Source organism: Longimicrobium sp. (genome assembly GCA_036377595.1).
Taxonomy (GTDB): Bacteria; Gemmatimonadota; Gemmatimonadetes; order Longimicrobiales; family Longimicrobiaceae; genus Longimicrobium.
In genome coordinates, this window is sequence record DASUYB010000013.1 from 15,485 (window position 1) to 33,553 (window position 18,069).

The following is an 18,069-nucleotide window of genomic DNA, read 5'->3' on the forward strand; positions in this document are numbered from 1 at the left end:
CGGCCGCGGTCAGGCCTGCGCGGCCGCCAGGGCCGGGGCGGCCGCCGCCGCCCGCGCCCGGTCGTGCTCCGCCAGGGTAAAGCGCATCTCCTGCTTGAGCGTGCCCTTGATCCCGCAGCAGGTGCGGCGGTTGTCGGTGATGCGGGTGAGCGGGCAGTGCGCGCCCTGGCACACCGGCAGGACGTGGCAGTGCTGGCAGAGCTGGTCGGTCTCGTAGGCGGGGTTCACCCAGCGGAGCATGTGGTCGTCCTTCAGCTCCAGGGTGCCGTCGGGAAGCACCTTCCCCACCACGTTGCTGGCCTCCTCGTACAGCGCCACCGTGCACTTCATCAGGTCGCCGTGCGCGCCCACGATGAAGGAGTACGGGCGCGCGGCGTAGCACACGCCGCTGCCCAGCGTGGCCATCTGGTGGATCCCGCCCTCCTGCGTGAGCCCCACCTCGTCGGCCTTCTTCTGGAGCATCTGCGCCACCCGGCGGTCCTCGCCCAGCCCGCAGGTGTCGAGGTTGTCGTCGTTGCTCCCGCCCCACTTGCCCACGGCGCGGAAGCGCAGCACGAAGCGCGGGTCGCCGGCGAAGTCCTCGGACAGTGCCTCGAGGAAGGCGCCCAGGCGGGGGAAGTTCCTGTGGTCGAAGTTGACGCGGACCTTGACCTTGAACTCCTCGCCGCGGCGATCGCGCAGCGAGCGCAGGTTGTCGAGGATGGTGGAGTAGGTGCCGCTGCCGTCGCGCCCCACGCGCTTGCAGTCGTGGTCCTCGGGGAGGCCGTCGATGGTGATCTGCCAGTCGCGCAGCCCCCACCCCAGCAGCCTGGTGGCCCGCTCCTCGGTGAGGAGGTAGCCGTTGGTGGTCATGTGCTGGCGGTAGTGTATCCCGTGCTGGCGCGAGACGTCGTGGAACACCGGCGCCAGCTCCTCCACCGCCTCCCACCCGTACAGCGGCTCGCCGCCGAACCACGACACCTGCAGCTCGCGCAGCGTGGGGGCGCGGTTCCGCGTCAGCGCCATCAGCCCCTGGCGCACCTCGGGCGTCATGGTGCCGCGGGCGAACTTCTCGTAGCAGTAGACGCAGCGGAAGTTGCAGTCCTCGCTGGTCAGCAGGATCAGCTCGAGCTTGTCGGTCCTCCACTGCTCCTGCGCCCAGCGGTAGCGGAAGCGGTCCATCTCGCTGACCGTGTCGCGCACGAGGTAGCCGCGCCGGTGCAGGTACTCGCCGGTGGAGTCCAGCTTGCCGCGGCTGCCGCCCGAGTCCAGCCAGGCCAGCACGCGGTCGGCGTCGCGCGCGCCGAACACGCTGATGGCGCCGGTGAAGGTGTTCCACAGGATGAGCCGGCCGTCCTCGACCACCGTGCGCGCGTTGTAGCGCGAGGGCACCCAGCGCTGGCCCGGCGTGTAGCCGAGCTTGACCAGCGTCACGGGCGTCTCGGGCGCGCCGCGGTCGTACGGCGACACCTGCATGTCGATGGTCGGCTTCATCGCGGGGATCTCCATGCTGTCCTGGGGTGCCCGGCCGGCGGCGCCGGGTAGGCGGGGAATGGGCAGGAGTCAGGCCGATTCTGGCGTTAAATGCAAGCCATTGTCACGTATGCGGTTGGTCGTTCCGACGGGGATCGGCCGGCGCGCTCCGTCCAGCGGCCCGGGTCTACTCCTAGAGCCCCGGCTCTACCCGCGCCCCGCTTCTCCACGGTTCGATGGGCGCCCATCTCGCCGCCTCGGCGGAGGAGAAATCAAAAGCCCCCGCAGGTGCGGGGGCGCGTGCAGGAGACTGTTCGTCATACGAGATCCATAAAAAACAATCTCACGGAGGGCACGGAGAACACGGAGGCACAGAGAACCGATCGCAGTTCTCCGTACCTCCGTGTTCTCCGTGCCCTCTGTGAGAGATCAGGGATCCCTGCTACACGAGCGGCATTCGGGATTCGCGACCGGACCCAGGGCTCAGGACTTCCGTCGAGAGCTCACCCGGCCTGGCGCGAGAAGGACTCCGGCTTCAGGCGGTGATGGCGGAGGAAGTCCATGAACTTGAGATAGTCGGCCGCGTCCACGCCGATGCGGCGGAGCAGGCGCTTGTAGCTGCCGTTGCTCTCGGCCAGACCGCGCTGCAGGATCGCGCGCACCTCGCCGCGGCTGATCTCGCGCTCCATGAACGGCTCGCGCACCACGTCCCAGAAGCTCTCGCCGCCGCGCGACATGCGCTCCCACGCCTCGGCCGCCGCGTCGCCGCCGGGACGGGGGGCGGGGGCGTGGCCGTTGCTCCCGGCGGGCGCGTGGCCGTTGCCGCCGGGCGCCGGCGCCGCGTGCGCGGCAGAGCTCTCCAGCGCGGGGATCAGCTCGTCGACGGTGATCTCGCGCCCCTCGGCCAGGTGGAAGCCCATGTCGATCAGCCCGTTCAGCTCGCGCACGTTGCCGGGCCAGTGGTAGCGCCCCAGCAGGTCGTGCGCCTCGGACGACAGCGTCTTGCAGCTGCCGTGCGAGGCCAGCCCCGCCAGGCAGTGGGTGGAGATGAGCTCCCAGTCGGTCCCCCGCTCGCGCAGCGCGGGAACGTGGATCCAGAAGTAGCGCAGGCGATAGAACAGGTCCTCGCGGAAGGTGCCCGCCTCCACCATCGGCCGCAGGTCGCGGCTGGTGGCGGCGATCACCCGCACGTCCACGTAGCGCACCACCGATCCCCCGACGGGGACGACCTCGCCCTCGCTGAGCGCGCGCAGGAGCATGGCCTGCGCGGCGGGCGACAGCTCGCCCACCTCGTCCAGGAACACCACGCCCCCGCTGGCTTCCTCGAAGATCCCGCGGTGGTCGTTCACCGCGCCTGTGAAGCTGCCCTTGCGGTGGCCGAACAGCTCGCTGGCCATCAGGTTGCCGTCGTGGTACTGCGCGCAGTTCACGCGCACGAACGGGCGTCCCCGGCGCGGGCCCAGGAGGTACAGGGCGCGGGCGAACAGCTCCTTTCCCGTCCCCGTCTCGCCGGTGAGCAGGATGGGCGCGCTGGAGGCGGCGAAGCGCTCGAGCTTGCGCTGCGACTCGAGGAGCGCGGCGTCGCGGCCGATGAGCGTGACGGCGTGGGCCGCGCCCCAGCTTTCCACCGAGCGCAGGCGCACCGCCTCGGCCAGCGGCGAGAGCGCGCCGGCGGGGGGTACGGGTCCGGCAGGGTGGGTGCGCGGGCTCACCGCGGCCTCAAACGCACGAAGCCGCCCGGGTCCACAGTGCGCCATGACGGGCGCATCCGTGTTCCTCGGCGGCTTCAACAGCAGGGCGAGACAGACACCGGGGCGCGCAACTCCCCCGGCGGTGTGAGGGTGGAACTGTCATCTGCCCTCGCGAGACGCGGAGACCCGGCCGTGAGGAGGGCCGGGGGATCGACATCCCCTGGGGGAGATCAGGATAAGCCTCAAGAGCGCGGCTGTCAATGAACAGTCGTGAAAAATGTGCTTTCTGAACGCGGTTCTACACCATTTGTCCAAGGACGGCGGCGTGAACGGTACAGACGCGCCATCGCATCCTCCGACGCCAGCGCTTCCAGCGGCAGCGCGAAAAGAGCGGCGAGGAGCGCGCCCCGCTCCGCGGACCCGCCGCGGGCACGGCGCGCGGCGTCCCATTCGCCCAGCGCGGTGACCGCGGCGTGCGCCATCGAGCGCAGCACCGCGAAGGCACCCTCTCCCAGGGCGCCGCGATAGTTGGCCAGGCGCCCGCCGGGGCGGAAATGGGGATGGTCCTCGATTCCCAGGAAGCGCAGCGCCCAATCGGAGCGGTAGCGCCCGGCGGCGGCGGTGATCCCCGCGAAGTCGGCCACGATCTCGTCGAGCGCGTGGGTCCGCATCGCCCCCAGCACGCGGCGGCAGAAGTAGTGCGCCGCCTCGTGCTCCAGGCGGATGGCCAGCGAGAGCGCGTCCCACCTCTCCGGCTCCATCCCCATCTCCCGTGCCGAGACGCCGCTGTACGGGCCGGGGGAGAGGATCACGAAGCGGTCCTGGTACAGCTCCTTGCGGGGGATTATCTCTCGCCACGCCGCGCGCCATCCCTCACCGTCTCCCGGATGATCCGCCTCCCACGCCCGCCGCAGCGCGGCGATGCGGTCCCAGTTGGCGAACCCCGCCACCATCAGCGCGCCCATCGAGTCGGGGATGGGGTCGGGCTCGCCATGCCGCGCCAGCGCGCGGACCAGCGTGGCGAAGTCGTCGCGGCACCCGGCGGCGAGGACGGGGAGGCGTCCCGCGGGGGTGGGATGGACAAAGAGACGGAGCGCGTCCGGCCGCGCGAGCTCCACGCCGGGCCCGTCCGGCGGCGGCGCGCCGCGTAGGGTGGACGCGCGGTACGCCTCCGTCTCGCTCATCCCCCTGGCGATGGGGAAGGCGAGCTGGGGGAGGCGCGCGCGCAGCACGGGCCAGGCGCCGCGCGCCTCCGCCTCGGCCTGGTAGCCGAGCCACGCAGCGGCGAACGGTTCGTCGGGGAGGGGGAGCGCGGGTGGGCGCGGGGGGCGGCGGAGGTGGACGCGGGTGTACGCCAGCAGCTCCTCCACCTCGGCGGGGCCGGCGCCGTGGCTGCGGTGGACCGCGGCGCGGAAGGCCGCCCCGCGCGCGCTCACCGCTGCCCCCGCGCGGCCAGCGTCTCGGGCGGGGGCGCGGCGGTGCCGGCCGCGTAGTCGAGGTAAACGAAGCGGCCGCCCTGCACGGTGATGGTGGTGATGGGCTTGGTGGGGAGGTCGCCGTTGGCGTCGTAGGTGAAGGGGCCGGTGACGCCCGCCCAGCCGCGGGTGGCGTGCAGCGCGGCGGCCACGCGGTCGGGCGCGGTGCTCCCCGCGCGGGCGATGGCGTCGGCCAGGACGCGGACGGCGTCGTAGCCCAGCGCGGCGGCGGCGTCGGGCGGGCGGCCGTAGCGCGCGCGGAAGGCGGCGCCGAAGCGGCGCACCTCGTCGCGCGGCGCGTCGGGGTGGAAGGCCGCCACGATCGTCGTTCCCTCGGCCGCGGCCCCGGCGGCCATCAGGTCGGGAACGCCGAGCGCGTCGCCGCCCAGCACGGGCTGGGTGATGCCGCGGCGTCGCGTCTCGGACAGGAAGGTGGCGGCGTGCGGCGTCTCGCCGGCCAGAAGGATGGCGTCGAAGTCCAGCTGCTTCCACTCGTCGAGCAGGGGATCGAGCGCCGAGGCGCCGGGCGCGGCGTTGGGGTCGTAGCTCTGCCGCGCGGCGATGCGGATCCCCAGCTCGCCGGCGTGCTCCTCGAAGGCGTTGGCCAGCGAGCGGCCGTAGGCGTTGCGCACGTAGTAGATGGCGATGCTGCGCCAGCCGCGGCGGTGCGCGACGTCGGCCAGCTGCGCCCCCGCGGCCACGTCGCTGAAGGTGCCGCGGAAGACGTGCGCGTAGCGCGAGCGCGTGAGCTCGGGATCGGTCGCCGCGGGCGCGAGGAGGACGACGCCCGCCAGGTCGTAGATGGGCGCGGCGGGGATGGTCACGTACGACTGGAGATGGCCGATCACGGCAACGACGCCGGGGTCCTCGGCGAAGCGCTGGGCCACGAGGCGGCCCTCGTCGACGGATTCGTGGTCGTCGGCCGCGAGGATGCGGATGCGCCGGTGGAGGACGCCGCCCCTGGCGTTGACCTCGTCGACCGCCATGTCGAGCCCCTGGCGGTAGAGGAGCTGGCTGCGCGCGGCCCACGGCCACGCCGCGCCGATGACGACGTCGCCCTTGCCGGACTCGGCGCGGCGGAGGCGCTCGGCCGCGGGGTCGGCGGTGCCGCCGCACGCCTGCAGCGTAGCCAGCGCCGCCAGTGCGGCGAGCGCGGCGGCGATGCGGGCGCCGGGGAGCGAGCGGAACGTGCGCATCGGCACCGCCTTCGGAGGGGGAAGCCCGGCTCCATCTCGGATCGAGACGGGCGAATGAATTCGCGGCAACAACGGCCCGAAGTCCGCCTTCGCGGACTCCCGCGGCGGCATCCGCGCGGACGGGACGCATCGAGGCGGAGACGGGCATCCCGAAACTGCATCGACGCGTCAGCGCGGCATCGACCGGGGCAAGTCGATGACCGGCGGCAACCTCGATCCCATCTACCCAAACGTCCGCGCGGCCGTCCGCCGGGTCCCCGGGTTGAAACCCGGGGCTGGAACTGCGGGAAGTCCGCCTTCGCGGACTGCGCGGAGACGGTCGAGCGCGCTAGGGGCGTCGATCCAGCGCACTCACGCACTCACGCACCCGCGCACTCAGCACTCAGCACTTCCCCTACGCGATCTGCCTTCGCGCCAATTCCCGGAACGGCCCGTCCACCGCCATCAGCTCGTCGTAGCGCCCCGACTGGACGACGGTGCCGCGCTCGATCACGCAGATGCGGTCGGCGTGCACGATGGTGCTCAGGCGGTGCGCGATCACCAGGCGGGTGGCGCGCAGGCCGGCCAAGGAGTCGCTGACGATGGCCTGGGTGCGGTTGTCGAGCGCGCTGGTGGCCTCGTCGAAGAGGAGGATGCGCGGGCGCGTGACGATCGCCCGCGCGATCATCAGCCGCTGCCGCTGGCCGCCGGAGAGCGTCGTCCCGCCCTCGCTCACCATCGTGTGCATCCCCATCGGCATGGCCTTGATGTCGGCGTCCAGCCCGCTCATCCGCGCCGCCTCCCACGCGTCCTCGAGGTTCGCGCCGGTGGAGCCCACGATGTTGGAGAAGAGGTCGCCCGGCATCAGCCGCCCGTTCTGCAGCACTACCCCGATCTGCCGCCGCAGCAGCAGCACGTCCACCCCGCCCAGCTCCTGCCCGTCGAAGAAGATCGACCCCGACTCGGGCTGCTCGAAGCCCAGCAGGAGGCGGAAGAGGGTGGACTTGCCCGACCCCGACGGCCCCACCAGCGCCACGAACTCGCCCGGCTCGGCATGGAACGACAGGTCGTCGAGCACGTAGGCGCCGTCCTCGGCGTAGCGGAAGAAGAGGTGCTGCACCGAGACCTCGCCCTGCAGCACGCCCGGGTCCGCGCGCCCCGCGTCGATCTCGGGCTCGGCCTCGAGGATCGGCCGCGCGATCTCGTACTGGGGGATGGCGGAAAGCGCCTGGGTGACGGCGATGCTGGTGCTGAGCAGCGCCGCGGTGAAGGAGCCGAAGGCGGCCATGAACGCCAGGAAGTCGCCCGTGCGCATCCCGTCTTCCTTCCCCACCATCCCCGCCGCGATGGCGAAGACCACGGCCTGCGCCAGCACCGGGAAGCCGGAGTTGAAGGAGGCCAGCCCCCCCGCCGCGCGGCGCACCGCGTACCTCAGCCGCCGCTGCTCGGCGAAGCGGTCGGCCCACAGCCCGAACGCGCGGGCCTCGGCCGCGGCGGCGCGCAGCTTGGCGATCCCCGTGAGCAGCTGCAGCACCACCCCCTCGATCTCGGCCTGCAGCCGGCTGAGCACCCGCTGCCGCCGCAGCTGCACCACGCTGCTGGCCACGGTCGCCACGACGAGAAGAGAGGCGAGGAACGTCGCCCACAGCGCCAGCCTGCCGCTGTAGTGGAAGAGCAGGGCGAAATTGAAGAGGGAGAAGAGAAGCCCGAGGAGCGCCGTGGCGGATGCGCCCGATAGCGCCTCGCGGATGGCGTCGACGCCCATGGCGCGCGAGGCCAGGTCGCCCGCGGCGCGCGCGCGGAAGAAGTTGGGCGGCAGCGACAGGAGGCGGTCCCACACGGCTCCCTGCACCGCGCTTCCCGCCTTCCCCTCGATGCGCGTGAGGGCGACGGCGCGGGTGAGCTGGAAGAGCGCGGCGGCCACGGCCACCGCCAGGAGGACGGCGGTGAGCTGCGCCAGCTGCGCCCGCTCCGCCCCCGGGATCACCGAGTTGAAGAGCAGCCCCGTGGCGACCGGGGGCGCCATCGCCAGCGCGCCGCCGGCCGCGCCCACGGTCAGCAGCGTGGCCAGGTCGCGCCCGCACCCCCGCACCCCGTGCCGCAGGAGCCCCAGGATCCCCACCGGCCCCGGCGCGAAGGGGCGGTAGAACGACCAGGCGAAGGGGGAGAGGGTGCCCGCCTCCTTCGCGTCCATCGGGGTCCGCGTGCGGTCTGTAGGGTCGCACAGCACGTAGCGGTTCCCCCGCTCGGGGAGGAGCGCCACGGCGCGGAGGCCGTTCTCGCGCACCGCCAGCATCGGCCCGCCGTCGCGGCGCCACCAGTCGTCGCGCAGCATCACCTTGCGCGTCTGGTAGCCCGACGCGCGCGCGATGGCCGCCAGGTCGCCCGTCACCGACGCCGGCGGGGGGCGGACGGTGAGCCCCTGCGCCTCGGCCACCAGGCGGCAGGCGGCCAGGAGGGCGTTCTCCTCCTCGCCGGGGGCGCGCAGCCGCATCCCTCCCTTCAGCCGGCGCGGATCGATGACCGTGGCCAGCCGCCCCGTGGCCCGCGCCAGCACCGCCCGGTCGAGCGCGGCGCGCCGGCGCAGCCGCTCGCGCCCCGTCTTCTCCTCCGCCTCCGCCATCACCCCGGCGGCGGCCAGGACGAGGTCGTGCAGCCGCTCGAGCCCCACCCACGCTTCCGCGGCGGGGGGCATCGCCGTCCCCGCCGTCACCCGCGCCTCGTTCTCCGCCGTCACCCACGCCGGCGCGGCGATGGGGACGGTGGCGCCGCCGTTCAGCGGGAGCGCGCGCATCGACAGCAGGTAGGTCGTCCCCTCGCCGTGGCGGAGCCAGGCCACGCCGACGGGGCGCACCGTGGCGCCGGCGGCCAGCGTGCGGGTGCCGCCCGGCGCCAGGTCGTCGGAGCGGCGGGGGACGGCGTCGCGGGCGATCCCCGCGCAGAGCGCCGCGGCCCACCCTTCCACCGCGTGCACGGCCGCCTCGCGCTCGGCCCCGTCCGCGGCAAGGCGGAGATGCCCCTGCGCCAGCGCCAGCAGCCGCGTCCCCGCCGCGGCGGCCGCCAGCAGCCCCATCCCGTGCGCCCCGGCCGACGCGCCGAGGCCCAGCAGCGCGCCGCCGGACTCCACGCGCACCAGGTGGCGGCGCGGCCCGTACGGCTCGGCGTCGCGCACGCGCACGGCGAACACGTCCACGTGCCCCTGCGCCACCAGCCACGCGGTGTCGCCGCCCAGCAGGAAGGGCCGCGGGGCGGACACGGGCGCGCCGTGCGCCGCGAAGAGCGAGCGGAGGGCGGGCGCGCTCACTCGGCCTCCAGCAGCGCGCGGTAGGGGCCGCCGGCGGCGTACAGCTCGTCGTGCGTTCCCCGCTGCACCACCTTGCCGCGCTCCAGCACCAGGATCTCGTCGGCGTCGCGGATGGTGCTGAGGCGGTGGGCCACGATCAGGCAGGCGCATCCCCGCCGGCGCAGCGCGTCGTCCACCGCCGCCTCGGTGGGGGGATCGAGCGCGCTCGTCGCCTCGTCGAGGACGAGAAGCGAGGGATTGCCCACCAGCGCGCGGGCGATCTCCAGCCGCTGGCGCTGGCCGCCGCTGAAGTTGCGCCCCGCCTCCTCCACCCGCCCGTGGTAGCCCCCCGGGCGCGCGGTGATCTCGTCGTGCACGCAGGCGTCCCGCGCGGCGCGCACCAGCTCGGCCTCGGACACGCCGGGGTCCCACAGCGCCAGGTTGTCGCGCACGGTGCCGGCGAACAGGAACACGTCCTGGTCCACGAAGGCCAGCGACGAGGCGATGGCCGCCGGCGCCAGCGCGTCGCGCGGGCGGCCGTCCAGCAGCACCTCGCCCGCCCAGGGGTGGTGGAGCCCGGCCACCAGGCGCGCGATGGTCGACTTCCCGCACCCCGACTCGCCCACGAGCGCGATCCGCCGCCCCGGCTCGAGGACCAGCGACAGGCCGTCGATCAGCGGCGGCTCCAGCGGGCTGTAGCCGAAGGTCACCCCGCGCAGCTCCAGCCGCCCCTCCAGCCGCGGCGCCTCTTCGGCCTCGTCGGCCGCGAAGGCGCCGGCCATGGGGTCGGGAGTGGCGTTCAGCACGTCGTCGAGGCGCGCCAGCCCGCCCTTCACCTCCTGCAGCGTCCCCCCCAAGTCCACCAGGCGGTTGACGGGAGAGATGAAGGCCAGGAGAAGGGCCTGGAGGGCCACCAGCATCCCCATGCTCAATCTCCCGTCCATCACCCGCACCCCGCCGATCCCCAGCAGCAGCGCGGTGTTCACGGCCATCAGGAAGGGGGGGACGACGGAGAGGAGATGGGTGTACAGCGCCAGCTCCTGCTGCGCGTTGACCACCTTGGCCTGCTGCCCCGCCCAGCGGCTGAAGAAGGCCGCCTCGCTCCCGGTGGCCTTCAGCGTCTCGATGGTCTGCAGCCCGCCCATGGCCACGCCCATCAGCTTGCCGCGGTCCTGCTGCAGCCGCTGCGAGATGTCGGTGCGCCGCCGCGACACCCAGCGCAGCGCGAGGACGTTGAGCGCGGCCACGGTCACGCCCAGCCCCGCCAGGAGGAGGTCGTACTGCACCATCACCGCGGCGTAGAAGGCGATCACCAGCAGGCTCAGCAGCGTGGTGGCCAGCTCGCCGGAGAGGAGCTGGGCCACGCGGTCGTTGATGGCCACGCGCGAGCTGATCTCGCCCGCGAAGCGCTGGGTGAAGAAGCCCACGGGAAGGCGGAGGACGTGCCAGAGGAAGCGCCCCGAGCTTCCCAGCGCCAGCCGCGTTTCCAGCCGCAGGAGCTGCCGCTGCTGCAGCCAGGTGAGCCCGCCCATCACCAGCCCCGCCGCGGCCATCGCGACGAGGAGGGGGAGGGTCCAGGCGGAGAGCCCTTTCACCAGCACCTGGTCCACGAACACGCGCGAGAAGGCGGGGGCGACGAGGCCGGGGACGACCAGCACCGCGCCCGCCGCCACCGCGAACGCCACCGCCGCCTGCGCGCCGCGGAGGCGCCCCCGCAGCGACTGCACGATCCCGGGGAGCGCGCCGCCGCGGGCGAACGCCTCGCCCGGGCGGAAGGTGAGGACCACGCCGGTGAACGCCTGGTCCAGCTCCTCAAGCGTGACGCGGCGTGGGCCGGTGGCGGGGTCGTTCAGGTACGCCCATCCCTTGCGGAACCCCTCCAGCACCACGAAGTGGTTGAAGTTCCAGTGCAGGATCGAGGGTACCGGGAGGTCGCGCAGCTGCGCCGGCTCCTTCTTGAACCCCTTGGCCACCATCCCGTAGCGGACGGCGGCCTTGACCATGTTGCTGGCCTTGCTCCCGTCGCGGCTGACGCCGCAGGCCAGGCGCAGCTCCTCGAGCGGCACCCAGCGGCCGTGGTGGGCCAGGACCATCGCCAGCGTGGCGGCGCCGCACTCCACCGCCTCGAGCTGCAGGATGGTGGGTACGCGCACGCGCGTCTGCGCCTCGCGCCGCACCAGCCGCAGCACGTCGCGCGGCCGGAACCCGCGCGCGGCCGGCTCCGGCTGCGCGACGGCGGCGGGCGCGGCCTCAGACACGCGCCCCTCCGGCCGTCATCCAGAAAGAAGGTCTCACGCAGAGGGCGCAGAGGTCGCAGAGAAGGAATCGGTTCTCTGCGTCCTCTGCGCCCTCTGCGTGAGAAAAAGGATCACCCGATCCCGCGCGAATCCCGGGGATCGGGAAGGAAGGCGAGCGCGGGGACCGGGAGCGCATCCTCATCCCCCCGCCAGGCGGCGGAAGATGGGAAGGACGAGCGCCACGGGCCGCACCTCGCGCAGGGTGATCTGTGCCTTGCAGAGGGTGCCGCTGCGCACCTCCAGCGGCGGGCCGGCTGGGCTCGACCAGCGGTAGCGGCTGACCGTGCGCGGGTCGGGGATCAGGTCGGCGTGCACCTCGTAGGGCGCGCCGGTGCCGGCCAGCGCCTGCGCCAGCGCCTCGTTCTTCAGCACCCGCGCCAGCCCCTCGGGGGTGGCCGGGAAGTCGGAGACGTAGGTGACCGTGCCCAGCATCAGCCCGTACTCCTCCTCGCGCACGGTGCTGGGGGCGATCTGGATGCGCATCCCCGGGCGGATCTTCTTCCCCGCGTCGGACGACACGTAGACGATGGCCTCCAGGTCCTTCACCGTACGCCCCACGGGGTCGATGCGGACGACGGGGCGGCCGCGCTCCACCACGTGCCCCTGCTCGGCCATCACCTCCACCACCCGCCCCGTGTAGGGCGACACGACATTCGAGGTGCGCTCGAGCTCCGCCTCCAGCCGCTGCACCTCGCGCTGCGCCTCTTCCACCTGCAACTGCCCGGTCAGCAGCGAGGCGTCGGTGCGCTGGCGCACCGCCACCTGGTCGGCGTCGAGCTGCTTCAGCTGGCTCTGCGCCTGGCGGATCTGCTCCTGCACGTTCTGGTACTCCTGGCGCGTGCTGAGCAGCGTCTGCCGGGTCACCAGCCCGTCGCGCACCAGCCGCTCCTGGCTCTCCATCTTCTGCTCCAGCAGCTGCAGCGTCTGCTGGCTGGCGCGGATCCCCGCCTCGAGGTTGCTGCGCTGCTGCGACGCGTACGAGGCCTGCACCGAGCGCTCGCGCGAGGCCGACTGGGCGGTGCGCTGCTGCGAGAGCCGCAGGTCTTCCAGGTGGTTGCGCGCCTCGGTGAGCTTGTCCTGCAGCTCCGGCTGCGCCACCCGGGCCACCACCTGCCCCTCGTTCACCGTCTCGCCCACGTTCACCGCCACGTCGGTCACCCGCCCGCCCTCCAGCGGCACCACCTCGTAGATCCCCCCGCTCTTCACCAGGATCCCCTGCCCGGGGATCTTCTCGGGGACCGCGCCGGCCACCCCCCAGCTCACCGTCACCGCCAGCAGCAGGGCGATGGCGCCCAGCGCCAGCCACCCGCCGGGGGTGGTGGCCTGCATGGCTTGGTCGAGCTGCTCGGGGCTGGCCAGCCGGTCGAGCGACACCTTGCGGAAGATGCTGTCGGCCATCAGCGGCTCGCCTCGGCTGCGGCGGGTGGGGGGGATGGAGATTCGGCCAGCGGCGACGCGTCGGCCGCGGCGCGGCCGCCGGCGTCGCGCACCAGCGCCCCGGTCTCGAACGCCAGCCGGGCGCGCGCGGCGGCGTAGCGCTGCTGCGTGGAGATGCGCGACAGGAGCGCGCCGGTGAGCTGGTCCTCGGCCTGGATCACGTCGAACAGCGTCGACATCCCCAGCTGGAACTTGCGCTCCTCGTTCTCCACCGAGGTGCGCGAGAGGGCCACGGCCTCGTCAGCCCGCTCCATCTCCTCCTGCCCGTGCCTGAGCGCCTCCGCGGCGACCGCCACGCCCGCGCGGATGCGGCGCTCCAGCTCCTCGGCGGCCACCTGGCCCTGGCGCTGCAGGGCGCGGCTCTGCGCGGCCCCGCCCGCGGCGGCCGAGTTCCCCAGCGCGGCCTGCCAGCTCACCTCCAGCGAGGCGCTCCAGGTGTTCAGGTCGCGGTAGAAGGGGGTCACCAGCGACGACCACGCCTCGCCGGGGACGGCGCCGGTGTAGCCCACGGAGAGCTGGAGGTCGAGCCGCGGCCGCGTGCCCGCCTGCGCGGCGTCGGCCAGGACGCCGGCCGCCCGCACCGCCTGCCGCGCGGCGGCCAGGTCGGCGCGGCGCTCCAGCGCCTGCCGCACCAGCGCGCCCGTCTCCGCCCCCGCCCCGCGGGTGATGGAGGGGAGCGGCGTGGCGGGGAGGGCGAGCGTGGAGATGGCGTCGCCTTCCAGCCCCATCACCAGCCCCAGCGTGCTGCGCGCCTCCACCAGCTCCTGCTCGGCGGCGGACCGCGCCGCCTGCCGCGTCGCCAGCGCGGCCAGGAGGGGGTTGAGGTCGGCCTGCGCGCGCTCCTGCGCCGCGACGAGGATGCGCGTCTGCTCCACCAGCCGGCGGGCACGCGCCTCGGCCTGCCGCTGCACCTCGAGCCGCTCGGCCGCGGCGGCGTAGGCCCAGTAGGCGTCGGCCGCGTCGAGCGCGCCCACCGCCGTGGCATGCAGCAGGTCCGCCCGTGCCGCGTCCGACGTGGCCGCCGCCGCGCGCTCGGGCGCGGCCAGCTGGCCGCCGGCGCCGCGCAGCAGCGGCAGCTGCATCACCATCGACACCGACGCGGTGTTGTTGCGCCCGGTGGCGTCGGGGCTGAACTCGCGCCGCGTGGCCCGCACCTCGGGGGAGACGGAGAGGCCGGAGCGGAAGCGGCGCTCCAGCGCCACCCCGTACGATGACGCCAGCGTGCGCGAGGGGAGCACGGAGTCGGCGCCGCGGCCGGTCCACCCCAGCGTGTTGTCGCGCGTGCTGGTGACGAACGAGGTGAGCGTGGGGTCGAACGCCCCCCGCGCGGCGCGCGCCGCGCCCAGCGCGCCGGCCAGTTGCTCGCGCGCCAGCCGCACTCCGCCCGAGCGGTCGGCCGCCGCGTCCAGCGCCTGCTGCAGCGTGAGCCCGGGCTGCGGCGCCTGCGCCCACGCGCGCGGCGGGGCCCCGGCGGCGGCCAGTGCCGCCGCCAGGGCCGCGATCTCCCGGCTCGGGAATGCCCGCCGCATACGCCTCAGGGCTTGAGCGGGTCGGGCGGGGGCGGCGGGGGAGGAGGAGGCGGGTCGTCGCTCCACGTGCCGTCGCCGCCGGCGGCCTCTTCCAGCTCGTCCTCGCTCAGCTCGTCGGTGTCGCGCGCCGGGTCGGGGAGCACCACCAGCGCGTCGAGGTCGCGCGGCCGCTCGACGAAGCGCACCCGGTAGCCGGCGGGAAGGGTGATCCCCAGCGTCTCGCGGAGCGCCCGCGCCGGGTCCGTCAGCAGCGCGTGGCGGAACTCCGGGTCGTGGGCGGCGCGGTCCGCCACCCTTTCCCACCCCGGCTCGCGGGGCGGGCCTGAAGAACCGGTCGGGTGTGGCGGCATGGTCGTCTCCGGCGTCGGGTGCGGGGGCCTGCTCGGGCGGCGGTATCCGGGGCAACGAGCGTTCCCGCCGCGGTTCGGTTCGGAGATGTGGAAGTCGTTGCGGTGGAATCGGTTACATCTCCGTCCACTTATCCGGACGGATACGGCTGGAGCCCGGCCTCTATCGAGTAGAAGCCGGGCTCCACCCCGCGGGCGGGAACGCGCCCGCCCACGTGGTCCGCGCGGGGGGACGAGGAGGACGCGGGGCGCCGCCCGGCGCCGCCGCGTTCCGCCGTCTCCGTGCCGCGCGGGGCCGTCGTGCCTGGTTCCGCGGTCCGGGGGAGATCAGCCGCGGATCGGCGTTCCCGCGGGCTGCGTGGTGGCGCCGCGCGCGTCCGCCGGCTCACCTGCCGGCCAGGCGCGCGCCAGCCCGCCCGCCACCTGGTCGAGCTGCTCCAGGTCCAGCTCGTCGTCGGGCAGGGAGGCGATGCCTCCCGGCACGCGGATGCGCTCTTCCATGCTCAGGCCTCCTCTCCCTCGCGGTTGACCCGGGCCGTGTGCCGCGCGGCCAGGTATGCCTTGGGCTGCGCCGGGCAGCCGTCCTGGAACACCAGCTTCACGTGGTTCACCCGCCGCACCAGCAGGCTGCGCCAGGGCTGGTGCGGCAGCACCGTGGCCGTCCACCCCGGCCACGCCTCCAGCGCCGCCACCTTCTCGGCCGCCGCGCCGGCCAGCGCGCGCAGCCACGCGGCCTCGCGGATCCCGCCCTCCAGCTGCGCGCGGCGGTGCAGCGGCACCTCCACCCCCAGCCGCGCCCCCGCGCCGCCGTCGCGCGCGTCGAGGTGCACGTAGCCGGGAACCGGGCCGGGCCCGTGCTCGGTGCCGCCGCCCAGCGCGCGGAGGACGGGGGCCACGTCGCCCGGCCACCCGGCGCGGTGGAGGTACTCCTCCAGCGCGCCCGCGTCCACGCCGGCCGCGCACACGCGGATGGCGCCGTCGCCGCGGCCGGGGAAAAAGCCGGCGTAGACCATCCGCGCGCCGGCCGGGAGCGCCTCCATGCACCGCCGCACCGCGCGGATCGATCCCGACGGCGGAGGCCGCCCGCAGAGCCGCGCGCCGGCCGCCGCGGCGTGCGCCGTCCACTCCGCCGGCCCCGCGCCGCGCAGCGACAGCCACGAGAGGTCGACGAAGGTCCCCGGCTCGTCCAGGCGCAGCTCGCCCCCCTCCAGGTCAAGCTCCACCCAGAGCGAGCTGGCCGCGCGGTGGAAGATGGAGCGCGGGTCGGCCCACTCGCCGCAGAAGCGCCGCAGCCGCGTCCACCCGGGCCGGTCGGCCAGCGGGGCGGGAAGCGGGATGGCGTGGTTCACGCCGGCCAGGATCTCGCGCCCCGGCTCGCGCACGTGCAGCACCGCGTCGACCCGCGCCGCGCCGGCGTCCAGCCGGCACTCCAGGTACAGCTCGTCCGTCACCGCCGCGGGGATCTGCGCCAGCGCCGCGCGCAGCGCTTCCCGGGCGCGGGGGCTCGCCAGCGCGGGGGGAAGGTGCGGCTCCAGCACCTCCAGCGTCTCCGACAGCGGAGCGCGCACGAACCCGTCCCCCCCCGGCGCGGGGCGCCGCCGCGCGCGTGGCGCGGGGGCCTTGGGAAGCTCCGAGGCGGTGAGGTGCATTCCCTCCCCCCGCTGCAGGCCATCGGACGAACCGCACGGCCGGTTGGGATCGGCAACGGGCGTGCCGGATTGGACGAAATGGGCAACCCCTTCTCCCGCTTGCGGTTGGCGTTCCCCCGCAGGCTGTTCGCTCGGGCGGGGCCTAGAGGCGGCGGGCCGCGGGTAGAGCCCCACGTCTATCCGACACGCGCCTGTCCCGGGCGGTGGTACACGCCGTGCAGCCTCCTTCGCCCCTCGCACGAGCGGAAGGAGACGGGCCCGTAGCCAAAGGAGGGACGATGTCGATGGACTCGCTGAAGGACCTGTACGTGGAGCAGCTGCGCGACCTGTACAGCGCCGAGACCCAGATCCTCAAGGCGCTGCCGATGATGGCCGAGCGGGCGCACAACCCCGAGCTGAGGAGCGCGTTCCTGGAGCACGAGCGGGTGACGCACGACCAGGTGAAGCGGCTCGAGGCCATCTTCGACGGGATGGGCGAGAAGCCGGGCGGCCACCACTGCAAGGGGATGGAGGGGCTGCTGAAGGAAGGGCAGGAGATGGTGAAGGAGAAGGGCGACCCCGACACCATCGACGCGGGGCTGATCGCCGCGGCGCAGCGGGTGGAGCACTACGAGATCGCCGGCTACGGCTGCGTGCGCACCTACGCCGACCGGCTGGGGATGGCCGACCACGCGCGCACCCTGCAGCAGACGCTCGACGAGGAAGGCGACACCGACCACCGCCTGACCGCGCTCGCCGAGACCATCATCAACCCCCGCGCGCAGCAGGGAGACGGCTACCGCTGATCCGGCTGTAAAGGATCTCACGCAGAGTCAGCAGGGTCAGCAGAGGAACTGCGGTTTTCTCTGCTGACCCTGCTGACTCTGCGTGAGATAATCTTCTTCGAATCTCGGAACGAGAAGGATCTCTGCGTGGGAAATCTCTTCAGCTGTCGTCGTGCGCGCGGTGGCGGAGGTCTTCGAGGGTAGCGATGTCTTTGCGCCAGACGGTCTTGAGCACCGGGTGCAGGTCCATGTAGCTGCGCAGCCCGTCCACCAGCGCGTCCAGGTTCACCCCCGCGAAGTCGTCCTCGAACGAGGCGTCCTCCCGCGCGGAGCCGTTCGCCTCCCCGGGCGCGGCGCCGTCGCCGGGGGGCGCGGTGCCGAGCCAGACCACGTTGCCGTCGGGATACTGGATCCCCAGCCGCTCGCCGTCGGTGGCGTAGCTCACGGCGCCCTCCCACGGCATCACGTCGCGGACCTCGCGGCCGTCGGCGTCGGTGCGCGGGAGGTAGAAGCGGTCGGGGAGTCGGATGGCGCGGGCGGTCATGGGCACGGCGATGGCTCGGGTCCGCGGGCCTGCTTGTACAAGGGGCGCCCCCGCATGGAGGCGCCCCGGACTGCTCAGACGACCGACACCGGACGGGCCCGGCCGTGCGCCGGGGCCGCTGCGGTTCCGGGCGCCTCCGCTGTTTCCAGGGCCTCGGGGTGGATCCGCTCGAGCTGCGCGCGCACCTCCACGAAGCGCTGCGCCTGGGCCACCAGCCCGCGCCGCTCCAGGAAGGTGTTCAGGTGCTGCAGCACCGAGCAGAGCGACTCGTGGCGCTCCTCCACGCGCCGCAGCCGCCGGATCTCGCGCACCAGCCGCAGCGCCGCGTCGGGGTGCAGCGCGGCGATGTAGCGCTGGTCCTCGTCCAGCAGCTCGCCGTCGCGCTCCACCACGTACAGGTACTCGTCGCCGGTCTCGGGCGCGTGC

Annotated in this window: 14 protein-coding genes; 1 reads left to right on the top strand and 13 read right to left on the bottom strand. The window is 74.0% G+C overall.

Annotation, left to right across the window (positions count from 1 at the left end; translation table 11 throughout):
* Positions 1-9 precede the first annotated feature (9 nt).
* The 11 genes from VF092_01570 to VF092_01620 form a co-directional block, all read right to left on the bottom strand.
* On the bottom strand, positions 10-1,473 hold the full coding sequence (locus VF092_01570; GenBank protein ID HEX6745972.1) for a radical SAM protein: 1,464 nt from the start codon (positions 1,471-1,473) through the stop codon (positions 10-12).
* 482 nt (positions 1,474-1,955) lie between these two features.
* Positions 1,956-3,164 carry a sigma 54-interacting transcriptional regulator gene (locus VF092_01575; protein HEX6745973.1) on the bottom strand — a complete coding sequence of 403 codons (1,209 nt, stop codon included), beginning with the start codon at positions 3,162-3,164 and terminating at the stop codon, positions 1,956-1,958.
* A gap of 236 nt (positions 3,165-3,400) precedes the next feature.
* The gene (locus tag VF092_01580) at positions 3,401-4,579 is read right to left on the bottom strand and encodes a hypothetical protein (GenBank protein HEX6745974.1); all 1,179 of its coding nucleotides are present in this window, start codon (positions 4,577-4,579) and stop codon (positions 3,401-3,403) included.
* A complete protein-coding gene (locus tag VF092_01585) occupies positions 4,576-5,814 on the bottom strand; it encodes an ABC transporter substrate-binding protein (GenBank protein ID HEX6745975.1) in 1,239 nt (412 codons plus the stop codon). Before VF092_01585 ends, VF092_01580 begins: the two co-directional genes overlap by 4 nt.
* 394 nt (positions 5,815-6,208) lie before the next feature.
* Positions 6,209-9,097 carry an NHLP bacteriocin export ABC transporter permease/ATPase subunit gene (locus VF092_01590; protein ID HEX6745976.1) on the bottom strand — a complete coding sequence of 963 codons (2,889 nt, stop codon included), beginning with the start codon at positions 9,095-9,097 and terminating at the stop codon, positions 6,209-6,211.
* Entirely contained in the window at positions 9,094-11,334 is a 2,241-nt protein-coding gene (locus VF092_01595; protein HEX6745977.1) for an NHLP family bacteriocin export ABC transporter peptidase/permease/ATPase subunit, read from the bottom strand. The genes VF092_01590 and VF092_01595 overlap by 4 nt, the downstream gene beginning before the upstream one ends.
* Positions 11,335-11,511: 177 nt before the next feature.
* Complete coding sequence (locus tag VF092_01600) at positions 11,512-12,771, bottom strand: NHLP bacteriocin system secretion protein (protein ID HEX6745978.1); 1,260 nt, start codon at positions 12,769-12,771, stop codon at positions 11,512-11,514.
* Complete coding sequence (locus VF092_01605; protein HEX6745979.1) at positions 12,771-14,339, bottom strand: TolC family protein; 1,569 nt, start codon at positions 14,337-14,339, stop codon at positions 12,771-12,773. Before VF092_01605 ends, VF092_01600 begins: the two co-directional genes overlap by 1 nt.
* Before the next feature lie 5 nt (positions 14,340-14,344).
* A complete protein-coding gene (locus VF092_01610; GenBank protein HEX6745980.1) occupies positions 14,345-14,689 on the bottom strand; it encodes a hypothetical protein in 345 nt (114 codons plus the stop codon).
* 324 nt (positions 14,690-15,013) lie between these two features.
* Complete coding sequence (locus VF092_01615; protein HEX6745981.1) at positions 15,014-15,187, bottom strand: hypothetical protein; 174 nt, start codon at positions 15,185-15,187, stop codon at positions 15,014-15,016.
* Positions 15,188-15,189: 2 nt separating this feature from the next.
* Positions 15,190-16,335, bottom strand: coding sequence for a hypothetical protein (locus VF092_01620; GenBank protein ID HEX6745982.1), 1,146 nt, complete (start codon positions 16,333-16,335; stop codon positions 15,190-15,192).
* A gap of 284 nt (positions 16,336-16,619) precedes the next feature.
* Here VF092_01620 and VF092_01625 point away from each other — a divergent pair, with 284 nt between their 5' ends.
* Entirely contained in the window at positions 16,620-17,120 is a 501-nt protein-coding gene (locus tag VF092_01625; GenBank protein ID HEX6745983.1) for a ferritin-like domain-containing protein, read from the top strand.
* Positions 17,121-17,259: 139 nt separating this feature from the next.
* On the opposite strand, the gene VF092_01630 is transcribed toward VF092_01625, so the two are convergent.
* Together VF092_01630 and VF092_01635 are read right to left on the bottom strand one after the other, a co-directional pair.
* Positions 17,260-17,649, bottom strand: coding sequence for a hypothetical protein (locus VF092_01630; protein HEX6745984.1), 390 nt, complete (start codon positions 17,647-17,649; stop codon positions 17,260-17,262).
* Between the two features lie 68 nt (positions 17,650-17,717).
* The coding region (locus VF092_01635) for a hypothetical protein (protein ID HEX6745985.1) at positions 17,718-18,069 on the bottom strand (352 nt) is incomplete at its 5' end.

Excerpts from the sequence above, each read along its gene's own strand:
- VF092_01570 (HEX6745972.1), bottom strand. The coding sequence starts at position 1,473 with ATGAAGCCGACCATCGACATGCAGGTGTCGCCGTACGACCGCGGCGCG.
- VF092_01585 (HEX6745975.1), bottom strand. The coding sequence starts at position 5,814 with ATGCGCACGTTCCGCTCGCTCCCCGGCGCCCGCATCGCCGCCGCGCTC.
- VF092_01600 (HEX6745978.1), bottom strand. The coding sequence starts at position 12,771 with ATGGCCGACAGCATCTTCCGCAAGGTGTCGCTCGACCGGCTGGCCAGC.
- VF092_01605 (HEX6745979.1), bottom strand. The coding sequence starts at position 14,339 with ATGCGGCGGGCATTCCCGAGCCGGGAGATCGCGGCCCTGGCGGCGGCA.
- VF092_01610 (HEX6745980.1), bottom strand. The coding sequence starts at position 14,689 with ATGCCGCCACACCCGACCGGTTCTTCAGGCCCGCCCCGCGAGCCGGGG.
- VF092_01615 (HEX6745981.1), bottom strand. The coding sequence starts at position 15,187 with ATGGAAGAGCGCATCCGCGTGCCGGGAGGCATCGCCTCCCTGCCCGAC.
- VF092_01620 (HEX6745982.1), bottom strand. The coding sequence starts at position 16,335 with ATGCACCTCACCGCCTCGGAGCTTCCCAAGGCCCCCGCGCCACGCGCG.
- VF092_01625 (HEX6745983.1), top strand. The coding sequence starts at position 16,620 with ATGGACTCGCTGAAGGACCTGTACGTGGAGCAGCTGCGCGACCTGTAC.